Annotated in this window: 19 protein-coding genes and 1 pseudogene; 8 read left to right on the top strand and 12 right to left on the bottom strand. The window is 68.9% G+C overall.

Going from position 1 to position 19,376, the window contains the following annotated elements:
- Window positions 1-25 precede the first annotated feature (25 nt).
- A complete protein-coding gene (locus ACGFZ2_RS19810; protein WP_393455448.1) occupies window positions 26-520 on the bottom strand; it encodes a hypothetical protein in 495 nt (164 codons plus the stop codon).
- Here ACGFZ2_RS19810 and ACGFZ2_RS19805 point away from each other — a divergent pair.
- Entirely contained in the window at window positions 511-1,074 is a 564-nt protein-coding gene (locus ACGFZ2_RS19805; protein ID WP_393455445.1) for a hypothetical protein, read from the top strand. The genes ACGFZ2_RS19810 and ACGFZ2_RS19805 overlap by 10 nt on opposite strands.
- Window positions 1,075-1,249: 175 nt before the next feature.
- Here ACGFZ2_RS19805 and ACGFZ2_RS19800 read toward each other — a convergent pair.
- A pseudogene (locus ACGFZ2_RS19800) lies at window positions 1,250-1,339 on the bottom strand (IS5/IS1182 family transposase); the annotation flags it as partial.
- Between the two features lie 99 nt (window positions 1,340-1,438).
- Between ACGFZ2_RS19800 and ACGFZ2_RS19795 the strand changes: the two are divergent.
- Both ACGFZ2_RS19795 and ACGFZ2_RS19790 read left to right on the top strand, forming a co-directional pair.
- Window positions 1,439-2,794, top strand: coding sequence for a peptidoglycan DD-metalloendopeptidase family protein (locus ACGFZ2_RS19795; RefSeq protein ID WP_393455442.1), 1,356 nt, complete (start codon window positions 1,439-1,441; stop codon window positions 2,792-2,794).
- Between the two features lie 644 nt (window positions 2,795-3,438).
- Window positions 3,439-4,575 carry an ankyrin repeat domain-containing protein gene (locus ACGFZ2_RS19790; protein WP_393455439.1) on the top strand — a complete coding sequence of 379 codons (1,137 nt, stop codon included), beginning with the start codon at window positions 3,439-3,441 and terminating at the stop codon, window positions 4,573-4,575.
- 93 nt (window positions 4,576-4,668) lie between these two features.
- Here ACGFZ2_RS19790 and ACGFZ2_RS19785 read toward each other — a convergent pair whose 3' ends face one another.
- Entirely contained in the window at window positions 4,669-5,604 is a 936-nt protein-coding gene (locus tag ACGFZ2_RS19785) for a methyltransferase domain-containing protein (RefSeq protein ID WP_393455436.1), read from the bottom strand.
- 210 nt (window positions 5,605-5,814) lie between these two features.
- Here ACGFZ2_RS19785 and ACGFZ2_RS19780 point away from each other — a divergent pair, with 210 nt between their 5' ends.
- Both ACGFZ2_RS19780 and ACGFZ2_RS19775 read left to right on the top strand, forming a co-directional pair.
- A complete protein-coding gene (locus ACGFZ2_RS19780; RefSeq protein WP_393455433.1) occupies window positions 5,815-6,117 on the top strand; it encodes a plasmid mobilization protein in 303 nt (100 codons plus the stop codon).
- 329 nt (window positions 6,118-6,446) lie between these two features.
- Window positions 6,447-7,544 (top strand): helix-turn-helix domain-containing protein, encoded by a 1,098-nt coding sequence (locus ACGFZ2_RS19775; protein ID WP_393455430.1) that lies wholly within the window; start codon window positions 6,447-6,449, stop codon window positions 7,542-7,544.
- Between the two features lie 46 nt (window positions 7,545-7,590).
- Here the strand turns inward: ACGFZ2_RS19775 and ACGFZ2_RS19770 are convergent, their stop codons facing one another.
- The 4 genes from ACGFZ2_RS19770 to ACGFZ2_RS19755 are packed head-to-tail and all read right to left on the bottom strand — an operon-like array spanning window position 7,591 to window position 10,790.
- Entirely contained in the window at window positions 7,591-8,481 is an 891-nt protein-coding gene (locus tag ACGFZ2_RS19770) for an IS3 family transposase (protein ID WP_393455427.1), read from the bottom strand.
- Entirely contained in the window at window positions 8,478-8,777 is a 300-nt protein-coding gene (locus ACGFZ2_RS19765) for a transposase (protein ID WP_088981155.1), read from the bottom strand. Before ACGFZ2_RS19765 ends, ACGFZ2_RS19770 begins: the two co-directional genes overlap by 4 nt.
- A gap of 32 nt (window positions 8,778-8,809) precedes the next feature.
- Entirely contained in the window at window positions 8,810-9,022 is a 213-nt protein-coding gene (locus ACGFZ2_RS19760; RefSeq protein WP_393455424.1) for a hypothetical protein, read from the bottom strand.
- Between the two features lie 58 nt (window positions 9,023-9,080).
- Complete coding sequence (locus ACGFZ2_RS19755) at window positions 9,081-10,790, bottom strand: 2-isopropylmalate synthase (protein WP_393455624.1); 1,710 nt, start codon at window positions 10,788-10,790, stop codon at window positions 9,081-9,083.
- Between the two features lie 260 nt (window positions 10,791-11,050).
- On the opposite strand from ACGFZ2_RS19755, the gene ACGFZ2_RS19750 reads away from it, so the two are divergent.
- The 3 genes from ACGFZ2_RS19750 to ACGFZ2_RS19740 are packed head-to-tail and all read left to right on the top strand — an operon-like array spanning window position 11,051 to window position 13,245.
- Complete coding sequence (locus ACGFZ2_RS19750) at window positions 11,051-11,692, top strand: NAD-dependent epimerase/dehydratase family protein (RefSeq protein ID WP_393455421.1); 642 nt, start codon at window positions 11,051-11,053, stop codon at window positions 11,690-11,692.
- 12 nt (window positions 11,693-11,704) lie between these two features.
- On the top strand, window positions 11,705-12,391 hold the full coding sequence (locus tag ACGFZ2_RS19745) for a FadR/GntR family transcriptional regulator (protein WP_393455418.1): 687 nt from the start codon (window positions 11,705-11,707) through the stop codon (window positions 12,389-12,391).
- Window positions 12,388-13,245, top strand: coding sequence for an ABC transporter ATP-binding protein (locus ACGFZ2_RS19740; protein ID WP_393455415.1), 858 nt, complete (start codon window positions 12,388-12,390; stop codon window positions 13,243-13,245). The genes ACGFZ2_RS19745 and ACGFZ2_RS19740 overlap by 4 nt, the downstream gene beginning before the upstream one ends.
- A 559-nt stretch (window positions 13,246-13,804) precedes the next feature.
- Here the strand turns inward: ACGFZ2_RS19740 and ACGFZ2_RS19735 are convergent.
- Genes ACGFZ2_RS19735 through ACGFZ2_RS19715 form a run of 5 tightly spaced genes read right to left on the bottom strand, consistent with a single transcriptional unit; the run spans window position 13,805 to window position 19,355 of the window.
- Window positions 13,805-14,749: an NAD(P)/FAD-dependent oxidoreductase gene (locus ACGFZ2_RS19735; RefSeq protein ID WP_393455412.1), complete on the bottom strand. Its 945-nt coding sequence runs from the start codon at window positions 14,747-14,749 to the stop codon at window positions 13,805-13,807.
- On the bottom strand, window positions 14,736-16,127 hold the full coding sequence (locus tag ACGFZ2_RS19730; protein WP_393455410.1) for an ABC transporter ATP-binding protein: 1,392 nt from the start codon (window positions 16,125-16,127) through the stop codon (window positions 14,736-14,738). The genes ACGFZ2_RS19735 and ACGFZ2_RS19730 overlap by 14 nt, the downstream gene beginning before the upstream one ends.
- Window positions 16,124-16,924 carry an ABC transporter permease subunit gene (locus ACGFZ2_RS19725; RefSeq protein WP_393455408.1) on the bottom strand — a complete coding sequence of 267 codons (801 nt, stop codon included), beginning with the start codon at window positions 16,922-16,924 and terminating at the stop codon, window positions 16,124-16,126. The genes ACGFZ2_RS19730 and ACGFZ2_RS19725 overlap by 4 nt, the downstream gene beginning before the upstream one ends.
- Window positions 16,921-17,850, bottom strand: coding sequence for an ABC transporter permease (locus tag ACGFZ2_RS19720; RefSeq protein WP_393455405.1), 930 nt, complete (start codon window positions 17,848-17,850; stop codon window positions 16,921-16,923). The genes ACGFZ2_RS19725 and ACGFZ2_RS19720 overlap by 4 nt, the downstream gene beginning before the upstream one ends.
- On the bottom strand, window positions 17,847-19,355 hold the full coding sequence (locus ACGFZ2_RS19715) for an ABC transporter substrate-binding protein (RefSeq protein WP_393455402.1): 1,509 nt from the start codon (window positions 19,353-19,355) through the stop codon (window positions 17,847-17,849). Before ACGFZ2_RS19715 ends, ACGFZ2_RS19720 begins: the two co-directional genes overlap by 4 nt.
- Between the last annotated feature and the right edge of the window lie 21 nt (window positions 19,356-19,376).

Here is a 19,376-nt window from a genome sequence, read left to right as displayed (position 1 = left end):
CGCTCGGCTCGTAATGCGGGGCGAGTCAGCTTTGTTCGGCGTCGGCGGGGAAGCGCTCCACCGGGCTGGCCGTCGACCAGCTGGCAAGCAGCCGCAGCTTCTCCTCCGAGGCGGATCCCGGCTCGGCGGTGTACGCCTTCATGCTCAGCCCCGGGTCACCGGGCAGGTCCAGCTCGTTGAAGGTCAGCGTGATCTCCCCGACGAGTGGGTGGCGCAGCCTTTTGACGCCGGTGTGGTGCATGTGCACGTCGTGGGTGGCCCACCAGGTGCGGAACTGCTCGCTGCGGGTCACGAGCGGTCGGGGCCACCTCTCAAGGTGCGGCACGCCGCCTCGACCTCGTCGGTGAGTTCGTTCAGATCCACCGGGCAGCCTGCGGTCCACCGCCGGCTGGAGACCCGGGCCGTGTTGCGGCCCACCTTCATAATGAGCGGATGCCCGTCGTCGCAGGTGGTACCACGACAGCTCTACGCCCGCGTGGCCGTGTCGTCGCCGGTTGGGTGGTCGGGGGCGTGGCGGCATGGGGAGTCGTCGCCGGGCTGCATCTCTTCGGCCTTCGGCTGGCCAACCTGTGGTTGCTCGGCCTGATCATCACCGGGCTGGGCTGGCTGCTGGCGATGGCCGTCACCGGGATCGCCCTGGTGGCCCTGTGGCGCAGGGTCGGGCCGGTCAAGGCGCTGACGCTGGTGCTGGTTCCTGGGATGCTGGCCCCGGTGGCGATCGTGGCCGTCGACTGGACGTCCGTCTTCGTCCACAACTTCTACCGCCTCCACCGGGACGACTTCCGCACCGCGGCCGGGCTCGCCGACAAGGTCACGGCCGAGTACGGCGACCGGTACGGCCAGGTTCTGCCGAAGGATCTGCGGCACCTGTCGTCCATGGGGCGGGCAGTGCGGATCGGCACCGAGGGCAGCGGGCCGACGGGCATCCTCCTGCCGGTCTGGGTCGGCACGCCAGACGGCGCGGCCGGCTACGCGTACCTCACCGGGACGCCGGGTGACACGAGCTTCGACTGCTTCGCGGACCCCTGCCGGATGCGCTGGTCGCTCGGCGACGGCTGGTACTGGCTGGACTGACACCGGGGCGGGACACGGGTGCCGCCGGTGGCGGATCCCGTAGGCGGCGGGCGGTCGGGCCTCATGGCGGGGACCGGGCTGGTCAGCCGCAGCTACTGCCTCGGTGGTTTGGTGCCGGTGCAGGGCGGGGGCGCGTTCACCGGAACACTGGTGCCGATCGACGGCGAGGCGACCCTGCGCGTCGACGCGCCTGAACCTGGCCAAAGGTCCGTTCCACGACCCACCGTCGGGGCTGGACGTGGAAGCCTTTCCCAGCCCATGGCGGGGCAACAGGCCGTTACGCAGAGAGCCATTGGCGTTCTTGACAGTCTCGGCCCCGTTGGGACACCCTTTGGGCCAGATCGCGCCCGAAAGTCCGTGGCTCATGAGCGTGCAGCTGCAAGGCCAACATTCCAGATTCCGCGCCGATCGTAGACACAAGGAGGTCCATTTGCGTCGCGATATCGCAGTCAGCTTGGCTGCGCTTGTCGCCGTGCTCGGAATCCTGATTCCTCAGGAGTCCGCACTCGCCGGCAATGGCGCACCGTTCAAGCTACCTTACCGGGCTGGACATGCGTACACCATTACCCAGACGCCCGGAAGCGGCTATTCTCACAACGACGGCTATAATCGACATGCCGTTGACTTCGCCATGCCGCAAGGCACCCCGATTGTCGCCTCGGCGGCCGGCACCGTCTACTACGAGGGGTGGAGCACCGGCGGAGGCATCATCGCCTTGATCGACCACGGCAACAACCGTTGCTCTCAGTACGCCCATCTCAGCGCCACCATCGTCAACAGGGGGCAATTGGTGGCGCAGGGGCAGCATATCGGCGCGTCCGGCGCCACCGGAAACGTGACCGGCCCACATCTTCACTGGAATGTCGTCTACTGCGATTCTCAGCTCAGCCGCGAAATCCCCAATACCGTGGAGACCGGCACCAACTATCCCACCGGCACCGCACCCGTGAGCCAGAACCGCCTTTCCACCGGCCTGCCCGGGGCTGACGGCGAACGGGTTTCCGACTTCAGTGGTGACGGTGTCGCCGATGTCCTGGGAGTCGCTGCCAACGGTGACTTCTGGTACTACCCGCACAGCGGAGCCGGCCTCGGCAACCCGGTCAGGATCGGACACGGTTGGGCGACCTTCAAGCACGTCATGGCTGCGGACTGGAGCGGTGACGGTGCCGCCGACGTCCTAGGAGTCGATTCTTCAGGGAGGCTACTGTACTACCCGAACAACAGCTACAAACTGTCTGGCTACACGCAGATCGGACATGGTTGGGCGACCTTCAAGCATGTTATGGCTGCGGACTGGAGCGGTGACGGTGCTGCCGACGTCCTGGGAGTCGACGCGAACGGAAACCTCTGGTATTACCCGCACAGCGGAGCCGGCCTCGCCAACCCGGTCAGGATCGGACATGGTTGGGCGCCCTTCAAGCACGTCATGGCCGCGGACTGGAGCGGTGACGGTGCTGCCGACGTCCTGGGAGTCGACGCGAACGGAAACCTCTGGTATTACCCGCACAGCGGAGCCGGCCTCGCCAACCCGGTCAGGATCGGACATGGTTGGGCGCCCTTCAAGCACGTCATGGCCGCGGACTGGAGCGGTGACGGTGCTGCCGACGTCCTGGGAGTCGACGCGAACGGAAACCTCTGGTACTACCCGCACAGCGGAGCCGGCCTCGCCAACCCGGTCAGGATCGGACACGGCTGGGCGACCTTCATACACGTCATGTGACGTAACCACTCACCAGGGCGGGTCGGCCCAGGCGCCAGACACGGTGCCCCGGCCGACCCGCCGACAAGGCACCTCTCGGCTATCCCCTAACAACTGACCCGTTCTCCCGTAGCGCTTTGCGGCGATGAGGCAGCCCCCGGCCCAACACCGACGCCGTCACATGCCGCAGACCGAGCGGTTGAGGTCGTGGCTGGATCGCCGGGTGTCGCCGGTTCGTACGGCGTCTGGCGGCCGCCGTGGATGGCGCTGGCGATCGGCAGAGGCCCGTGGTGGTGGACGACGCTCGCCGCAATCGGCACGTGGACGAAGGGCCCGACATGCCAGGCCCGAGGTCGAGACCGTCCTGGGCATCAAGGTCCTGCCCCCGACGGTCCGCGCGGAACGACCGGCGCGCCGGCAGCCTGACGAGTCGGGCAGTCCAACAGGCAGAGGCTGCGGCCACGGCGTAGCGATAGCCTGCCGTCATGGCGGGCACCGAACTGGATGAGTTGATCGTCGCGGATAGGACGGCGACGGAAGTCTTGGCCCGCGCTGATCCTTCCCGTCCTCAGACCACGCGCCATGGTGCATGAATCCGCCGCTGAGCCAGCCTGCTCGGCGCGGTTCAGATCGCGTCCGTTGCGGCCAGTGCGTCTACGCGATTGGTGGTTCGACGCGCCGCCCGACTCACAGCAGTCGGACCTTCAGTTGAACCGCAGGCCCTTGCCGACGGCGCCGACCCGAACGTGACGGTTGGTCGGTTCCGAGGGTCGGTGCTGGCCGACGCTGCGCGCACTGGCCGGCTGGAAATTGTGCGCCTGCTGGTGGATGCCGGCGCCTGCATCGGTCCAGCCGATCCCTACAGGGCGTCGCCGCTGCGCGTTGCCGTTATCGAGGCGCACGCGGACGCGGTGCAGTTCCTCGCCGCCCACGGGGCGCTCACGGCGGAGCCCGCCACCAGGTCGAGCGTCCTGACCGAGGCCCTGTCTCATATCGCGTTCCACCCGACGCCTGCGGCTCTTGCGACGCTACGGGTCCTGTTGGAAGCGGGGGCGGCCCCAGGCCCGAGCGAGGAAGCACCTGTTATCACCGCAGTGATGCAACCCGTTGCACCGGCAGTGCTGCGCCTTCTCCTCGCCTACGGCGCGGACGCCAACCAACAGCGTTCCGACGCGACACCGGCGATCGTCGTGGCTGCCCGACGCGGCGATCACGCCGCAGTGGACGTGCTCCTGCAGGCCGGCGCCGACGTGGACACCCGCGACGCGCGGGGGCGAACGGCGTTGATGCACGCGGTCGAACGCAACGAACAGCAGGTCATCGCGGCCCTCCTACTGGCCGGCGCTACCACAGACGCCTTCAGCGCCGACGGCATGACCGCGCTGCAACTGGCCCAAGGCTGGCAGCGCCAGAACGTCCAGTTCATGCTGGGGGAGCGCCACGTCGGCCTGGACGACGTGCCGATCACGCGCACCGTCGTCCGGGCCGTCCCGACCGTCGTCCGACTCACCGGCGACCCACAGATGCTCCACCTGCTGGCAAACGTCATCGACATCGCCCTCGACGACCTCGGCGACGACGAATGGAACACTCTGACGGGCACGCACGCCGACACGGCACGAATCATCACCATGCGGCTGCGCGACCAGGCCGTCCCAGCGGCCAACGCATCCTGGCATCAACTGGACGCCACCGCAGACGAACTCGCCGCCGTACGCTCGGCCTTGGGTGGAACTCGCCTACGGCACCACCCACATCATGCCGACCGGCACCAGCAGGCTGGAAATCATCGACGTGCTTGATGAGATCAACCGACAGCTCGGCCGCTAGGTCCCGTCTGGAGTTGTGATCACGCTGGTGTGGAGGCCGGCCGGCCGCTCCATGCTGCTACCCAGTTACATGCAGAACTTCAGGCAGACTGCTTGGCCTGGGCGGCGTCCTGATGCTGAGATCAACGGCGCGAGGGTGAGGTCGAGCTCGCCGGCATCGATGGCGGCCAGGTGCGCGTCGATCTCGGCGTCGTTGGCCAGCCCTGCGGCGAGCAACTCGGCGCGGACCATGCGCACCGTCGCGGTCTCCAGCCGGTCGCAGGCTACCCCGCCGACCGGGAAGCAGCCGGCCGCCGTGACATCGACCAGGCCGGCCGCACGCAACGCCCGCGGCAGCGTACGGCCGTAGCGCAGGTCGGCGCCGCGGCGGGTCATCAACTCCCGGATGGCGCGCCGCAGCCGGTTGGCGCGCTGCTGTGCCGGGCCAACCTCATCGAGGCAGGCTAGCGGCTGCAGCTCGGTGTCGGCGTCCTCGACCAATAGCCAGCCGCCGGGCCGCAGCGCCGCCACCATCGTCGCCAACGCACGGGCACGGTCGGGCACGTGGACGAGCACGAGCCGGGCGTGTACCAGGTCGAACGTGCCTGGCTGCGGCGGCGGGTCCCCGACGATGTCGTGCCGGAGCACCTCGTACCCGCCGTGCGGGTCCAACCAGGCCGGATTGATGTCCGTGGCCAGCACGTAACCGGTTGGTCCGACGGCCGTGGCGAGTACCTCGGGAATGCTGGGGCCGCCGGCGCCGACTTCCCAGCAGCGCCAGCCCGCCTCTACTCCGAGCCGGTCGAAGTGCCCCCGTGTGACACCGTCGAACAGCTCGGCCAGCCAGGTGAACCGCTCGCCCGCCTCCACGCGGGCGTTGTCGAGCAGGTAGCGGTGATCCGGGGTAGACCCGGGGGAGTCCGGCGATGGGGGCCTGGACCCCACGCCAGCAGTATTCATCGGCCCGCCTGCGGTCGTGTCCGGCTCGGACTCAGGGTCGGCGAGAGGCTGCGATGAACTCATGCCTACATCCTCACGACCTACCGCGTGCTGTGTCAGTGCGACACGGGATGAAACCAGACACAGCCTGGCTCCAGGCAAGCAGGCCGATCCCTCACCCTCGACAGGACTACGCGCGGGCAATGGCCGCGGTGCGAGTCATCGAGCGCGACTACGGCCTGGTCGCGGTCGAGGGTGCGGGGCGGCGCCGGGCGGCCGGGCACAATCCCGCAGGTGAAAGCACGGTCTCGCCGGTACTCGTTTCCAGGCCGAGACCACCGCACGCACGTGCGCTTCACCGGCGACGAGTACGCCGAGCTGGCCGCTACGGCGACACGGGCGGGGCTGACCACGACCGGGTACGTCTGGGAGGCGGCGCTGGCGGCAGTGCGGGGCGTGAACGCCACGGGCGAGGTCGACACCGGCACCCGGGCCGAGCTGGCGGCGCTGCAGCGGGACCTGTTCGCCGCCCGGGCCGCGGTCAACCAGGCCGCGGCCGAGCTGCGCGGCACGCCGGCCGGGTCCGGGGCCGACTGAGCCGGAACGACATCCCGTAGGCCGTCCCGGCATGCCCCGTCGGGCCCATTCGGGCGCGGTGATCGGCCGACGAAGAACTCCATGAGGATCTGTCCGCCGGCCTCGATCACGACGTCGAGGAGTTCTGCTGCTGCGGTTGCACATTGAGACGGCGTGCCGTCGGGGTGGGGCGTTGGCGTTGAGGCCAGTGGATCTGGACCGGGATCAGTGTCTGGTCATGTTGCGGGAGAAGGGCGAGACGGTGCTCACCGACCCCCAGACTTGGATGCGCGAACCCTGAACTTCCGTGTGTTGACCCATTCCGGCGCTGAGTGTGCGATTATCGCACCATGGCTGATGGCTGGGACTGGCCCCTTGTCGGTGAGCAGGTACGACAAGCCCGCCTGTCGTTGGGGATCTCGCAGCAGGATCTCGCGGCGATGGTGGGGCTAGACCGCACCATGCTGGCCAAGGTTGAGGCTGGCAGCCGCCGTTTGGACGGCTTGGAGTTGGCTCGGCTTTCCAGGGCACTGAAGGTGTCGATGGAGTACTTGATTCAGCCGCCGCCAGCGGTGTTGTCCCGACGGGCGGCGCCGCTGACCGAGGAAACCGACACTGAGGCAGCACGGTCGTCGGAACGCCTCGAAATCGCCATGGTTGAGTGGCTGCGCAATGTCCAGCAGTTGCTGGACCTTGGCGTATTGCGTACCCGTCCGCTGCTTCGCTACCCGCACCCGGTGGCATCCGAGGATGATGCGCGTCAGACAGCCCGGTGGTTGCGACAGCGGTTCGGGCTCGGCGATGAACCGATCGGCAGCATCATGGACGTCTGTGAGCGCGCAGGTCAGTGGGTTCTGGTTACCGACCTGCCAGGCGACGGCGCATCGCTCATCGAGGGCGACATCGCCGTTGCTGTCGTGAGCACTACGGGCGATCCTGGCCGCCGGCGGGCTACCGCTGCACATGAGTTGGGGCATCTCATCATTGGTGATGAGTATTCCGCCGACCTCGGCGTGAGTGCCTCGCGTGCAGAACGGGAGGCGGTGATTGACGCCTTCGCCGCGGAACTGCTGCTGCCCGTGCAAGCGATTGCCGCAGCCGGAGCCCGCGGGACGGTGAGCCGGGACCAGATCGTGAGCTATGCGGCTCGATACCGTACCTCTTGGTTGCTGGCGTTGCGGCAGGCTGAGCAGGCAGGGACCATCGACCCAGAGACGCGTAGGGCCTGGAGCCAGGTTCGGCCGACCCACGTGGAGTTCATGGAGGCGTTGGGCTGGGCACCGCAGCCCGACCTTGCATCGGTACGGGTATCGCCCGCCTACGCAAAGGCCGTGATGGAAGCGTTGCGGAACAGGCGAATCACCCGGGCCAGGGCTCTGGAGTTGATGCATGGTCACATCGCCGAGGCGGATCTACCGCAGGACGACGACCTGGAGATCGCGCCGTGAGCCGGTCGACGCACGTGTCAATCCCCTGGAATCGTGGAGGGCGTCGTTATGCGGCCCGGGCCTCCAGGACGCGGGTTTCTGATCGTTCGTAGTCGGCGGGTGAGCGCCAGTCGCAGACGGAGTGTCGGCGGCGCCGGTTGTAGAAGTCGGTGATCCAGGTGGCGATCTTCAGGCGGGCCTCGGTGCGGGTGCGGAAGTGACGGCGGTGGACGTACTCGACCTTGATGGTGGAGAAGGTGGCCTCGGCGACGGCGTTGTCGAAGCACGACCCGACCCGGCCCATCGATTGGCGTACCTTCCAGCGGGCGCAGGCTTGGGCGAAGTCGGCCGAGGCGTATTCGCTGCCCCTGTCGCTGTGGAAGATCACCCCTTCGACGCTGCCGCCGCGGGTGACGGCGGCCATGTTCAGCGCTGCGACGACCAGCTCGGCGTTGTGGTGGGCGCCCATCGCGTAGCCGAGGATGCGACGGGAGTACAGGTCGATGACGGTGGCCAGGTAGAGCTTGCCCTCGTCGGTGCGGATCTCGGTCATGTCGCCGCACCAGGCGACATTCGGCGCCGGCGCGGTGAACACCCGCTTGACCAGGTCCGGCGCGGCCGGCCGTGTGCCTTGGCGGGTCAGGCCCCGCCGGCGGCGCTTGACACGGGCGGTCAGGCCGAACTCGGCCATGAGCTGCGCGATCGTGTTGTCCGAGACCCGCCAGCCCTGCTCGCGCAGCTCGATACCGACGCGTGGGCTGCCGTAGGTGCCGCCCGAGTCGTCGAAGACCTTCCTGACCTCGGCTGCCAGCCGGGCACGCCGATCATCGCGGCGGGTTGGCGGCCGGTCACGCCATTTGTAGAACCACGACTCGGACAACCCCAACGCCCGGCAGGCCAGCGCGTGCGGCACGGAATGCTCGGTCCTCTGGGAAGCGATGAAGGCGGCCACGCTCACCGGCCCGTCGCTTCCTTGACCCACAGGACCACGGATCGCTTGAGGACATCACGCTCCATCGCCAGCTCGGCGTTCTCCCGCCGCAACCGGGCCAGCTCCGCCCGCTCATCCTCGGCCAGTTGCCCGGCCGCGGCCTCACCGCGAGTCTCGCGGTCCCTCTTCACCCAGTTCGCCAGAGTCCCGCTGTTGATCCCCAGGTCACGGGCGACCTGCGCGATCGACTTACCCGTCTCCCGCACAATGCGCACCGCACCCGCCCGGAACTCCGGATCGAACTGCCGTCTCGTCTCAGCCATGAACCTCTATCCCTCAAGCTCTGACCTCCACGCTACGAGGGGAACGGCACGTCATGGGTCAACCCGTGCCGTAGATGCACCAGCGTGGCCAACAGGCGATCCCTGAACGCGAACCGGTGTTTCGCCCCAGCGCCAATCCCGCGCCGACGCGCCCGCGCGGCAAGCCGATCGCGGTGCCGGGCCTGCCAGCGCGGCGCCAGCTCCACAACCAGGCCCTCGATCACCAGCCGGGACAGCCCCGTCATCCGACGATTCATCATGATCGCAGCACCAACCATGCCAGGAAACAACGATCATCGATACTTAAAGATCCGCAACCGTGCACGAGGTCGTAAGGGTGCCGGCGGTGGCGAGCGCGGCGCTGAGCACCGCGCGCACGCTGGCGGTCAACACGGACCGGTCTCGCCCGGCGGCCCAGTGAGTGCCGCCGCTGTTGCGGTATTCGATGAGGGTCAGCGCGTCGCTGTCGTTCCCGGATGTGAGCGAGGACTGGTGCAGGGAGAGGATCTCGACGCCGATGTGCTGCTCCTCGAGCAACCGGGCGGTGGCTTCGACAGGGCCGACGTCGTAGCTGCCGCTGTGCTCCACTCCGTCGATGCGCAGGCGGATATCCGTGCGGCTCGTGCCATCGTGGCTCCCGGATTCGAGGTCGATCAGCTCGATGTCATCGGTGTCGGGAGTCAGGTAGGCAGATTCGAAGAGCTTGAGCAGCTGTGGCGGGTCGATCTCGAGACCTGTGGTGTCGGCGCATTCCTGCACCCGGCGTGCGAAGTCGATCTGGAGACGGCGGGGCAGCTCGATGCCGTACTCGGCTTCGAGGAGGTAGGCGATGCCGCCCTTGCCGGACTGGGAGTTGACGCGGATGACCGCGTCGTAGTTGCGTCCGATGTCAGCGGGGTCGATCGGCAGGTAGGGCACTCGCCACTCGATTTCTCGCTCCGTGCGGTTCTCGGCCGCGGCCCGGTCCCGGTGCTCGGCGAAGCCCTTCCTGATGGCGTCTTGGTGGGTGCCGCTGAAGGCGGTGTGCACGAGGTCGCCGACGTAGGGGTGGCGGGGGTGCACTTCGAGTTGGTTGCAGTGCTCGACGGTACGGCGGATCTCGTCGATGTCGGAGAAGTCGACCATCGGGTCGATGCCCTGCGCATGGAGGTTCAGCGCCAGGGTCGCGATGTCGACGTTGCCGGTGCGCTCCCCGTTGCCGAAGATGCAGCCTTCGACACGTTGCGCGCCGGCCAGCACCGCAAGCTCCGCGCATGCGATGCCGGTGCCGCGGTCGTTGTGCGGGTGGACCGAGAGGATCACGCTGTCGCGGCGGGAGAGATTCTTGTGCATGTACTCGATCTGATCGGCATACACGTTCGGACTCGCGACTTCGACGGTCGCCGGCAGGTTGAGGATCACCGGCCGTCCGGGCGTCGCGTCCCACAGCGTCGTCATCGCGTCGCAGATGTCGAGGACGTAGTCGGGCTCGGTGAGATTGAAGACCTCGGGCGAGAACTCGAATCTCACGTTCAGCATGCCGTCGGTGAGTGCCAGGACGTCGCGACCGCCACGGAGGACGAGCTCCTTCAGTTCGTCGGCCGGGTGACCGAGCACGACATCGCGCCAGGTCGGGGCGGTGGCGGTGTACATGTGGATCACGACCTGGTTCGGGATGCCGCGGATCGAGTCCACCGTTCGCTCGATCAGGTCGCGACGGGCCGGCGTGAAGACCACGATGGTGATGTCCTCAGGCGCGATGTCGGACTCCGCGATGAGGCGCACGAAGTCGAAGTCCGTCTGGGACGCCGACGGATAGCCGACCTCGATCTCCTTGTAGCCCATCGCCACCATCAGCTCGAAGAACCGGCGCTTGCGCCCAGGATCCATCGGCTCGGGCAGTGCCTGGTTGCCATCACGCAGGTCGACCGGCACCCACAACGGAGCCTTGGTCAGGCGGCGGCTGGGCCAGTCACGTTCGGTGAGGGGGATCTCGACGCGTGCGTAGACGTCGCGGTAACGGTACGACGGCATCTGCGATTCCCGCTGGCGGTTCCAGGCGGGAGCGGCATCCGGAACAGGACCTGAGGGCGTGGCGATCGTGGGAAAGCTGGACATGCTGGCGGTTCCTTCTCATCGAGGCTGGGAGATGAACCGGCGCACGTCTCGACTCCACGGTGGGGAGCCGGTTCGACAAGGCCCCGCCGTGGCAGCGAAGGAGAAGCACCTGCTGGATCAGCACCCAGGCACGCTAGCACAACTCCTCAGACAAGTAGACAGGTAGAGTTCTCATCATGAATGACGAGCCAGCGACTGTTTCGTCCAACGTTCCAGCACTTCGAGTGTTCGTCGCCGGGGCGACCGGCGTGATCGGATCGCGCTTGCTGCCTCTGCTCACCCGGGCCGGCCACACCGTGGCCGGGATGACCCGCACCGCGTCGAAGGCGGCGCTGGTCCAGGAGTTCGGTGCAGAGCCCGTGGTGTGCGATGTCTACGACGCCGCCGCGCTCACGACCGCGGTGAAGGGCTTCCGACCCGACCTGGTCCTCCATGAGCTCACCGACCTGCCTGACACCACCGAGGAGCTTCCGGCTCGACGGGCAGACAACGCACGCATGCGCATCGAGGGGACACGCAACCTCATCGCTGCAGCCACTGCCGCGGATTGCGGGCGACTCCTCGCGCAGAGCGTTGCCTGGGAGCTGCCACCCGGCAACGGCGCTGAGGCCGTCCGGGCGCTCGAGGACGCCATTCTCGGCTTCGGTGGCGTCGTACTGCGCTACGGCCAGTTCTACGGACCTGAGACGTTCTATCCCGATGCCCCGCCCGCCGGCCCCCGCATCCATATCGATGCCGCCGCGGAGCGCACGGTCGCCGCGCTGGATCGGCCCAGCGGGATCCACACGATCACCGACGACACCGCCACCTCGGACTGAAAGGGACGGCTCATGGAGCAGGTACAGCGAACCTCATTGGCTGACCAGGCTGCGCAACTCCTTCTCGAGCGGATCCGCGCGGGCGAGTGGCACCTCGGCGCGAAGCTCCCCGGCGAGACGACGCTGGGCCCCCAGCTCGGCGTCGGCCGATCGACGGTTCGCGAGGCGATCCGACAACTGGCCGGGCGTGGCGTTCTCGAGACCCGGCAGGGTGCAGGGGTGTTCGTCACGGCGCTCGACGTCAACGAGGACTGGGACCTGGTACTACGACAAGCAGACATCGCCGCGGTCATCGAGGGCCGCATCGCCATCGAAACCGAGGCGGCATCGCTCGCGGCTCAGCGGCGTACCGCATCGGACATACGAGCAATGCGACGGGCCCTCGCGCAACGCGTCACAGCAGGGAAGAGCGCTGAGAAGTACGTCGATGCCGACATGGCACTGCACCGCACCGTCGTGGCCGCGGCCCACAACAACGTCCTGCTGGAACTCTTCGACGGGTTCGTGCCACGGGTCCGCCGGGCGATGATCGACATGCTCAACCTGCAGCCAGCCGGCACCCCGTGCGACTCCGACGCGTCTGGGAACGACCAGGAGGCACATGCCGAACTCGTGAAGGCCATCATCGACCGCGAGTCAGCCACGGCCGCCCAGCTCAGCCGTACCCACCTCACCTCACTAAAGGCGGCCCTGGCGTGACCAACGGCAGCGTCGCCCACGCACGGCCCGTCATCGAGCTCGCCGAGGTCACGTTCCGGCGCGGCGAGCAGACCATCCTCGACTCGATCAGCTTCACCGTACATCCGGGTGAGCACTGGGCGCTGATCGGCCCTAACGGTGCTGGCAAGAGCACGATCCTGGGATTCTGCGGTGCGCTCACGCATCCCACCTCCGGGACGGTCGACGTCCTTGGCTACCGGCTCGGGCGTGTTGAGCTACAAGCACTGCGCCGTTCCATCGGTCATGTCAATCCACGACACCCGCTGACCTCTCCGCTTGCGCTGCGTGAGGTGGTGCTGACCGGACTGACCGGCTCGATCGAGCTACCGCTGCGCTGGCAGCCCACACCCTCTCAGGTCCGCGCCGCCGATGCCCTGATCGAGCAGATCGGCCTGGCCGGGAAGTACGAGGCAAAGTGGCCGACGTTGTCGCAGGGTGAACGCGGCCGCGCCCTGATCGCCCGCGCACTTATCTGCGAGCCCGATCTGCTCCTCCTCGACGAGCCGACCACCGGTCTCGACGTGGCTGCGCGCGAGCAGCTGTTGGCGACCATCGCAGCGCTCGAACATACTCACCCCGAACTCGCCTCGATCCTGGTCACCCACCACCTCGAGGAGCTTCCGCCGAGCACCTCACACGCCGTCCTCCTCAACGATGGACGCATCGTCAGGTCCGGTCCAGCAGCAGACGTCCTCACCACCGAGTACGTGTCGCTCGCCTTCACCTACCCCATTCAGGTCGGCCAGCACGGAAGGCGATGGTTCGCGCGAGCGAGTTCAGCCGACGGGAAGTACCCGGTCGCAAGAGCTAAGACCCAGGCTTACTCGACTTGAGCCGTAGGCCACAGAGGCGCTGAAGAACTCACGGGCGGGCCCCGCACACGCACGCCACCAAGATTGGATGTCAACAACGCCTTGGCCCGCAACACCTAGACATGCTCTTGGGAATCTACGGATCAGAAGGTCAGGTAGGCCTGGGCAACCGCGCCTGCGGACTGCCCTGCGGGCGGCCTTCGGCCGTCCTCGGGCGCCCGCAGCGCGTCGTTCCAGAGTCAGCGGATCGTCAGCGAACGCCGTACCGCGTGGTGACTCCCGATCATGCTCGACGGCACGACCGATGCGTCTGACCACGCGGTACGGCACTTGATCACACTCGCCGCTACGTCAGGTCACTTTCCCCGGACGGGGCCAAGGTTCGTCCGGTAGGGCGCTCCACCTTGTCCACATCCGGGGAGGCTGGACGGTCTGGCGACTGCCCGACGAGGAGATCCGCTTCCTGGATACAGCCTGTCACCCCGTCGCGGCAGGCGAGGCGTTACAGTGTGCGTCGACGCGCTCGCGCCAAGCTTGGGGGCGGTCGGCTCCCGAACCGAAGGGAACCGACCGCGACCCGTCAGCCGAGCGGCACCGGAAGGGCCGCGCGGAACAAACCCTGTTCCAGCCAGACGGCGGCCCGGACCCCGTCGGCGGCAGCCTGGCTCACCAGGGTCAATCCGTCGGGCAGGGCCGGAAGCCGGGCGAGGTCGCCGGCGGCGGACACACCCGCGACGGTGGTCCGGGCGAACTCGTCGACCCGCACGTAGCCGTCGGGAAGAAGCTCGGCACCGAGCTGCACCGCCAGCGACGTCTGCTGTTCGACGGGCGCGCGGTGAAACGCCACCTGACATCGCGTACTGCTGCCGTCAGCGAACTGGACGGTGAGATCGTCCAGTTCGCCGGTGAGTTCCGTGACCGGCTCCTGGGTCACGGGAATGCCCAGCCCGCGCAGATTGCCGAGAACAGGTTCGGGCAGCGTGTGCCGGCCGTTCGTCACCACGGTGACTTCCTTGCTGTACCGATCGGCGAGGTAGGCGGCGAGCATCACTTCAGCGGGCTCACGGCCGAACACGACGATGCTCTTGTCTCGTGCCTCCCAGCCGTGGCAGAAAGGGCAGTGCATGACGCTGCGCCCGAAACGCTCCGGCAAGCCCGGGACAGCCCAGGGCCGGTCCACCTGACCGGTGGCCAGGAGCAGACGGCGAGCGCGGTGCCGGTCGCCGTTGTCCAACGTCAGGGTGAAGTCGTCGATGTTCCCGACAGCCTCGGCGGCCCGAGCGGTCACGACTTCGACGCCGGGGTACGGATGCAGCTCACGCCGGCCGGCCTCCAGCAGTTCCAGCGGCGGGAACCCGTCGCGGCTGAGGAACATGTGGATGCCGTCGGCGGGGCTGTTGCGCGGTGGCCCTCCGTCGAGAACCAGGGTGCGGCGCTGCTGGCGGCCGAGCACCTGCGCGGCGCTGAGGCCGGCCGCGCCGGCGCCGACGACGATGACGTCGTACTCGTTTCTAGGGTCGGTCATGGCTTCCTTCCAGTGGGTGCAGGGCGTGGTCGTGGATCGTCAGGACACGGTCGGCGCGGTCGGCGACCGCGGGATCGTGGGTGGCGATCAGCACGGCGAGCCCGTCGTGACGCATCTCGCCGAGCAGATCCAGCACTGTCGTCGTGGAGGCCGGGTCCAGGGCCGCGGTGATCTCGTCGGCGAGCAGCAACCGGGGCTGTGCCGCCAGGGCGCGGGCGAGCGCCACCCGTTGGCGCTGTCCGCCGGACAGCCCATTGGGGCGGCGGCCCGCCACCGCAGGGTCGAGGCCGACTCGGGTGAGCAGGGCGTTCACGGTGGCGAGGCGCCCGGCTCGGTCGGTGGTCCGGAAGGTACGCAGCGGCCGGCCGACGGCGGTGGCGATCCGGTGGGCGGGGTTGAGCGTGTCGGCGGGATGCTGACCGACGTACTGGACGGCTTGCAACAGGGCGGAGGGACGGTGCCGGACGGGCCACGGCAGGCGGGTTCCGGCCAGCTCCGCGTGGCCGGCCGTCACGGGGTGCAGCCCCGCGAGTGAGCGCAGCAGGGTGGTCTTTCCGGATCCCGAGGGACCGAGCACGGCGACGCATTCGCCCGCGTCGACGGTCAGATCGACAGCTTGCAGCAGAGGAGTCTGCCCACCCGGACGATCCAGGCGGAGATGGTGGACGCGGAGCACCGTGGCGCCTGCCGCGGGACGGCGGGACGGTACCGGTGGCGACGCTGATGGCGCCGTCCCGAACACCACGACGTGGTCGGCCACCGTGGCGACGAAGTCCCTGTCGTGCGAGACCAGCAGGGTGACGAAACGCGGATCGCCGCGGCGGGCGCGGACCGCGGCGGCCACCAGATGGGCCGCTGCGCTGTCCAGCGCGCTGGTCGGCTCGTCGAGGATCAGCAGGGGCGGCCGGGCCGCGAGCGCCCGGGCCAGGGCGACGCGTTGCGTCTGCCCGCCGGAGAGCTGGTGCACCCGCCGGACGTGCAGGGACGCGTCGATGCCGACCTGTTCGAGTGTTATGGCCGCCCGACTGGTGTCCACCCCGGTCTCGGCCACCGACGCGACAGCTGTCAGCAGCGGATGCAACGACTGTGCGGCGTCCTGGACGAGGATCCCCGTATGCCGGCGGCGCCACCGACGTGCCGCATCGCCCGGCGCGATGATTTCTCCCTGCCACCGTACGATGCCGGCGCAGCGGCGCAACGGCGGTTCGAGGGCATCCAGGACGGCGGCCAGCCACACCGTCTTTCCCGCTCCGGATGGGCCGGTCAGTGCCACCACCTCGCCGGGCGCGGCGTGCAGATCAGGGGAGATGCCTACGGTCCGGCCACCGCGGCCGGTGACGCGCAGGCCGCTGACCTCCAGTCCGCCATCCCGCGTCACAGCGGCCGCCGGGCGTGGCGGGCGGCGGCATTGCCGACGACGGCGACGGTCAGGCTGAGCACTGCCAAAGCTATGGCGGGGGCGATCAGCGCGGCGGGGCTCAGGGCCGCGCCGCTCACGTTTTCCCGGATCATGGCGGACCAATCCGGGGCCGGGGGAGCAGGCCCCAGCCCGAACAGGCTGAGAGCGGCGGCCAGTTGCAGTGCCACCACGAAACGGACGCCGATCTCCGAACCGGCCAGCGCGGCCACCGCCGGGAGGATCTCCCGGCCCAGGATCCTCGGGCCGGACTCCCCGCAGCCCAGTGCGGCGTCGACGAAGCCGGCATGGCGCACCTGCCGCACCGCGTCGCCGACGATACGCAGCGTCAGCGGGGCCCCGCCGCAGACGGTCGCGGCGATCACCGCCACGGCGCCGGGCAGGGTGACGGCGAAAACCAGGGCGATCAACAGCAGGGGTACGGCGAGAAGCAGATCCGCTGCCGCGTGCAGCAGCCGCGACAGGGGCCCGTCGTGCCACCCCGCCAGCAGTCCGCCGGCGATGCCGATCGCTGCCGCCACCAGTGCTGCCGCCCCGGCGGTGAGGGTCAGATGGCGACCTCCGGCCAGCACCCGGGACAGCACATCACGGCCCAGGGCATCAGTACCCAGCAGGTTTACGCCGCCGGACGGCGACCACGGCGCACCCAGCGGTGCGGTGGGGTCGTGCGGCGCCAGCAGGCTGCCGAACAGGGCGAGACCCAGGACGGTACCGGCGAACGTCACGAAACCGAGCCGGCCGCCCGTCACGATGCTCATGTCATCGCCCGCCGGGGATCGGTCCGTACGGTGACGAGATCCGCTGCCAGCATCCCGAGGACCACGGCCACCGCGGCGAGCATCGCACCGGCCTGCACCACCGGGACGTCGCGGTTAGCGACCGCGCCGACCAGCAGCTCACCCAGCCCCGCATAGCCGAACATGACCTCCACCACCGCGGTGGCAGCGATCAGACCACCCGCGACGACGGCCAGGACCCGCAGAGCCGGTGCGACCAGGAACGGTCCGACGTAGACAGCGGCGATCCGCCATCCGGGAAGGCCGCGCAGCCGGGCATCACGCACGTACGGCCGTGCCACGATGTCAGCAACGAGCCCGCGTAGCAGCATCGCCCCGTAGGCGGCCGCCGGCAGAGCGAGGCTCAGCGTCGGCAGCGCCAGCACCGACAGCCCCGGTGGGCGCCCGTCGGCCGGCAGCAGCGAGATAGGCGGGAACCAGGCCAGCATCCCGGCGAACACAGCGGTCAGCGCCGCGGCGACGACCACCTGCGGGACGGCGGCGGTGGCTGTCACGACGGCGGCGACCAACCGGCCGGCCGGCGAGCCCGCACCGGCGGGCCAGGCCCACGCCAGCATCAGCGGCACGGTCACCAGGAGTGCGGCACCGGCCAGCGCGGCTGTCGCGGGCAGTCGCTGACCGATCACGTCCGCCACCGGCCGGCCCGAGATCAACGAGACGCCCGCGTCCCCGCGAAGCAGGCCAGCGGCCCACTCCAGGTAACGCCGCCACACCGCGGCGTCCAAGCTGGTGGCGGCCCGTATCTCGGCCAGCTGCGCCGCGGTGGCCCGCCCCGCTGTGCGGGCCTCGGCGGCGTCGCCGGGCAGCGCCTCGGTGGCGGCGAACACCATCACCGAAACGCCGAACAGCAACAGTACGGCGCGGACCAGGGCCCGCAGGATCATCATGGCAGCCGTACCTGATCGATGAAGAGCCGTCCGAAGCCGGCGCCGGTGGGCAGACCCTGCACTCCGGAACGGGTCAGGTCCAGGCCGTCGCCGGTGCCCCACACCACGTACCCGCCCTCGTCGCGAACCTGCTGTTGCAATGTGCCGAGCACGCGGTTGCGCACGCCCTCGTCCGGCTCGCCCAGGGCCTTGTCCAGCGCCGCGTCGAACTCCGGCCGCTTCCACGCCGTCTCGTTCGTCGGCGAGCCCGAGATCAGCGACACCCGTGCCACGTCGAAGAAGGGGATACCGCCGAAGTAACCGGTGTAGAAGTCCTGCTGGCCCCACACCGTGGTGAAGTAGGTGTCCGGCGGGGTCATCTTCACCTCAGCGGTGACACCGATTTCCTTCAGTTGCGAGGCGAAAAGTGTTGCGGCGGTGTCCATCCCCGGATAGGACGTCGTGGTGTGCAGCGTGACGGTCAGCCCGTCGCCCTGGCCCGCATCGGTGAGAAGCTGCCGTGCCTTGGCCACATCACGGGTACGCGGGGTCAGCCCTTGCGGCGCGGACGGATCCGCCGGGGCGAGCAGGTCGTCCTGTGGTTGGCCGTACCCGAGGAATGTGGCCTGCACCAGCGCCGGCCGGTCGGCGGCCAGCTTGAACGCCTCGCGGACACGGGGGTCGTCGAACGGTTTGCGGTCGGTACGCATCACGAACGGGTACATGGTGACCGCCGGCCGGCGGACCAGGCTCAGGTCGGTGCGGCCCTCGGCCTGTCGCGCTGCCGCCGGTGCGATGCTCGCGGCCACGTCGGCCTGCCCGGACAGCACGGCCTGAGCGCGGGCCTGCGGGTCGGCGACCGCCCGGACCTCGATACGCCGCAACGACGGCGCGGTGCCCCACCAGCCGTCGCGGCGTTCCAGCACGGCGCTCTGCGCGTCGTTGCTGACCAGTGTGAACGGTCCCGACCCGGGTACCGCGGCGGTGAAGTCGTCGCTGCCCTCCGGGACGATGAACGTCATGGATTCCAGGGCTCGCGGCACCTCGGCGAACGGCTTGCGGCTGACGACTTCCACGGTGTGGTCGTCGACCACCCGCGAGGCGGCGAGATCGAAAGCGGCCAGCCGGCCGTAGTTCTCCGCCGCCTTACGGTCGATGCGGCGCAGCGAGTAGAGCACGTCCGCGGCCCGCACGGGCCTCCCGTCGGAGAAGGTGGCGTCGCGGCGCAGGGCGAACTGCCACTTCGTGAGGCTCCTGTCCGGTTTCCACGACTCCGCCAGTCTCGGCTGGGTGCGTCCGTCGGGGCCCTGTCCGGTGAGCACGTCGTACATCAGCGCGAACCGCACCGCGTCGGATTCGTTGCCGAGCCCGCCGTGGGGGTCGTTGCTCGCGGTGGCCGGTGACCCGACCGTTACGTATCGCAGGGTGTCCGGGGGTGTCGCGGTGGCCTGCTCGGAATCGCCGCATGCGGTCAGCGACGCGGCGCCGAGCAGGGCGACGAGGGTCAGGGTGATACGGGTTCTCATGGGTGCCTTCTGTTGCGGGGT

It is taken from the genome of Micromonospora sp. NPDC048063, assembly GCF_043202855.1.
In the GTDB taxonomy this organism is placed as follows: Bacteria; Actinomycetota; Actinomycetes; order Mycobacteriales; family Micromonosporaceae; genus Micromonospora.
Note: the sequence above shows the minus strand (reverse complement) of the source record. Positions and strands in the feature narration are given on the sequence as shown.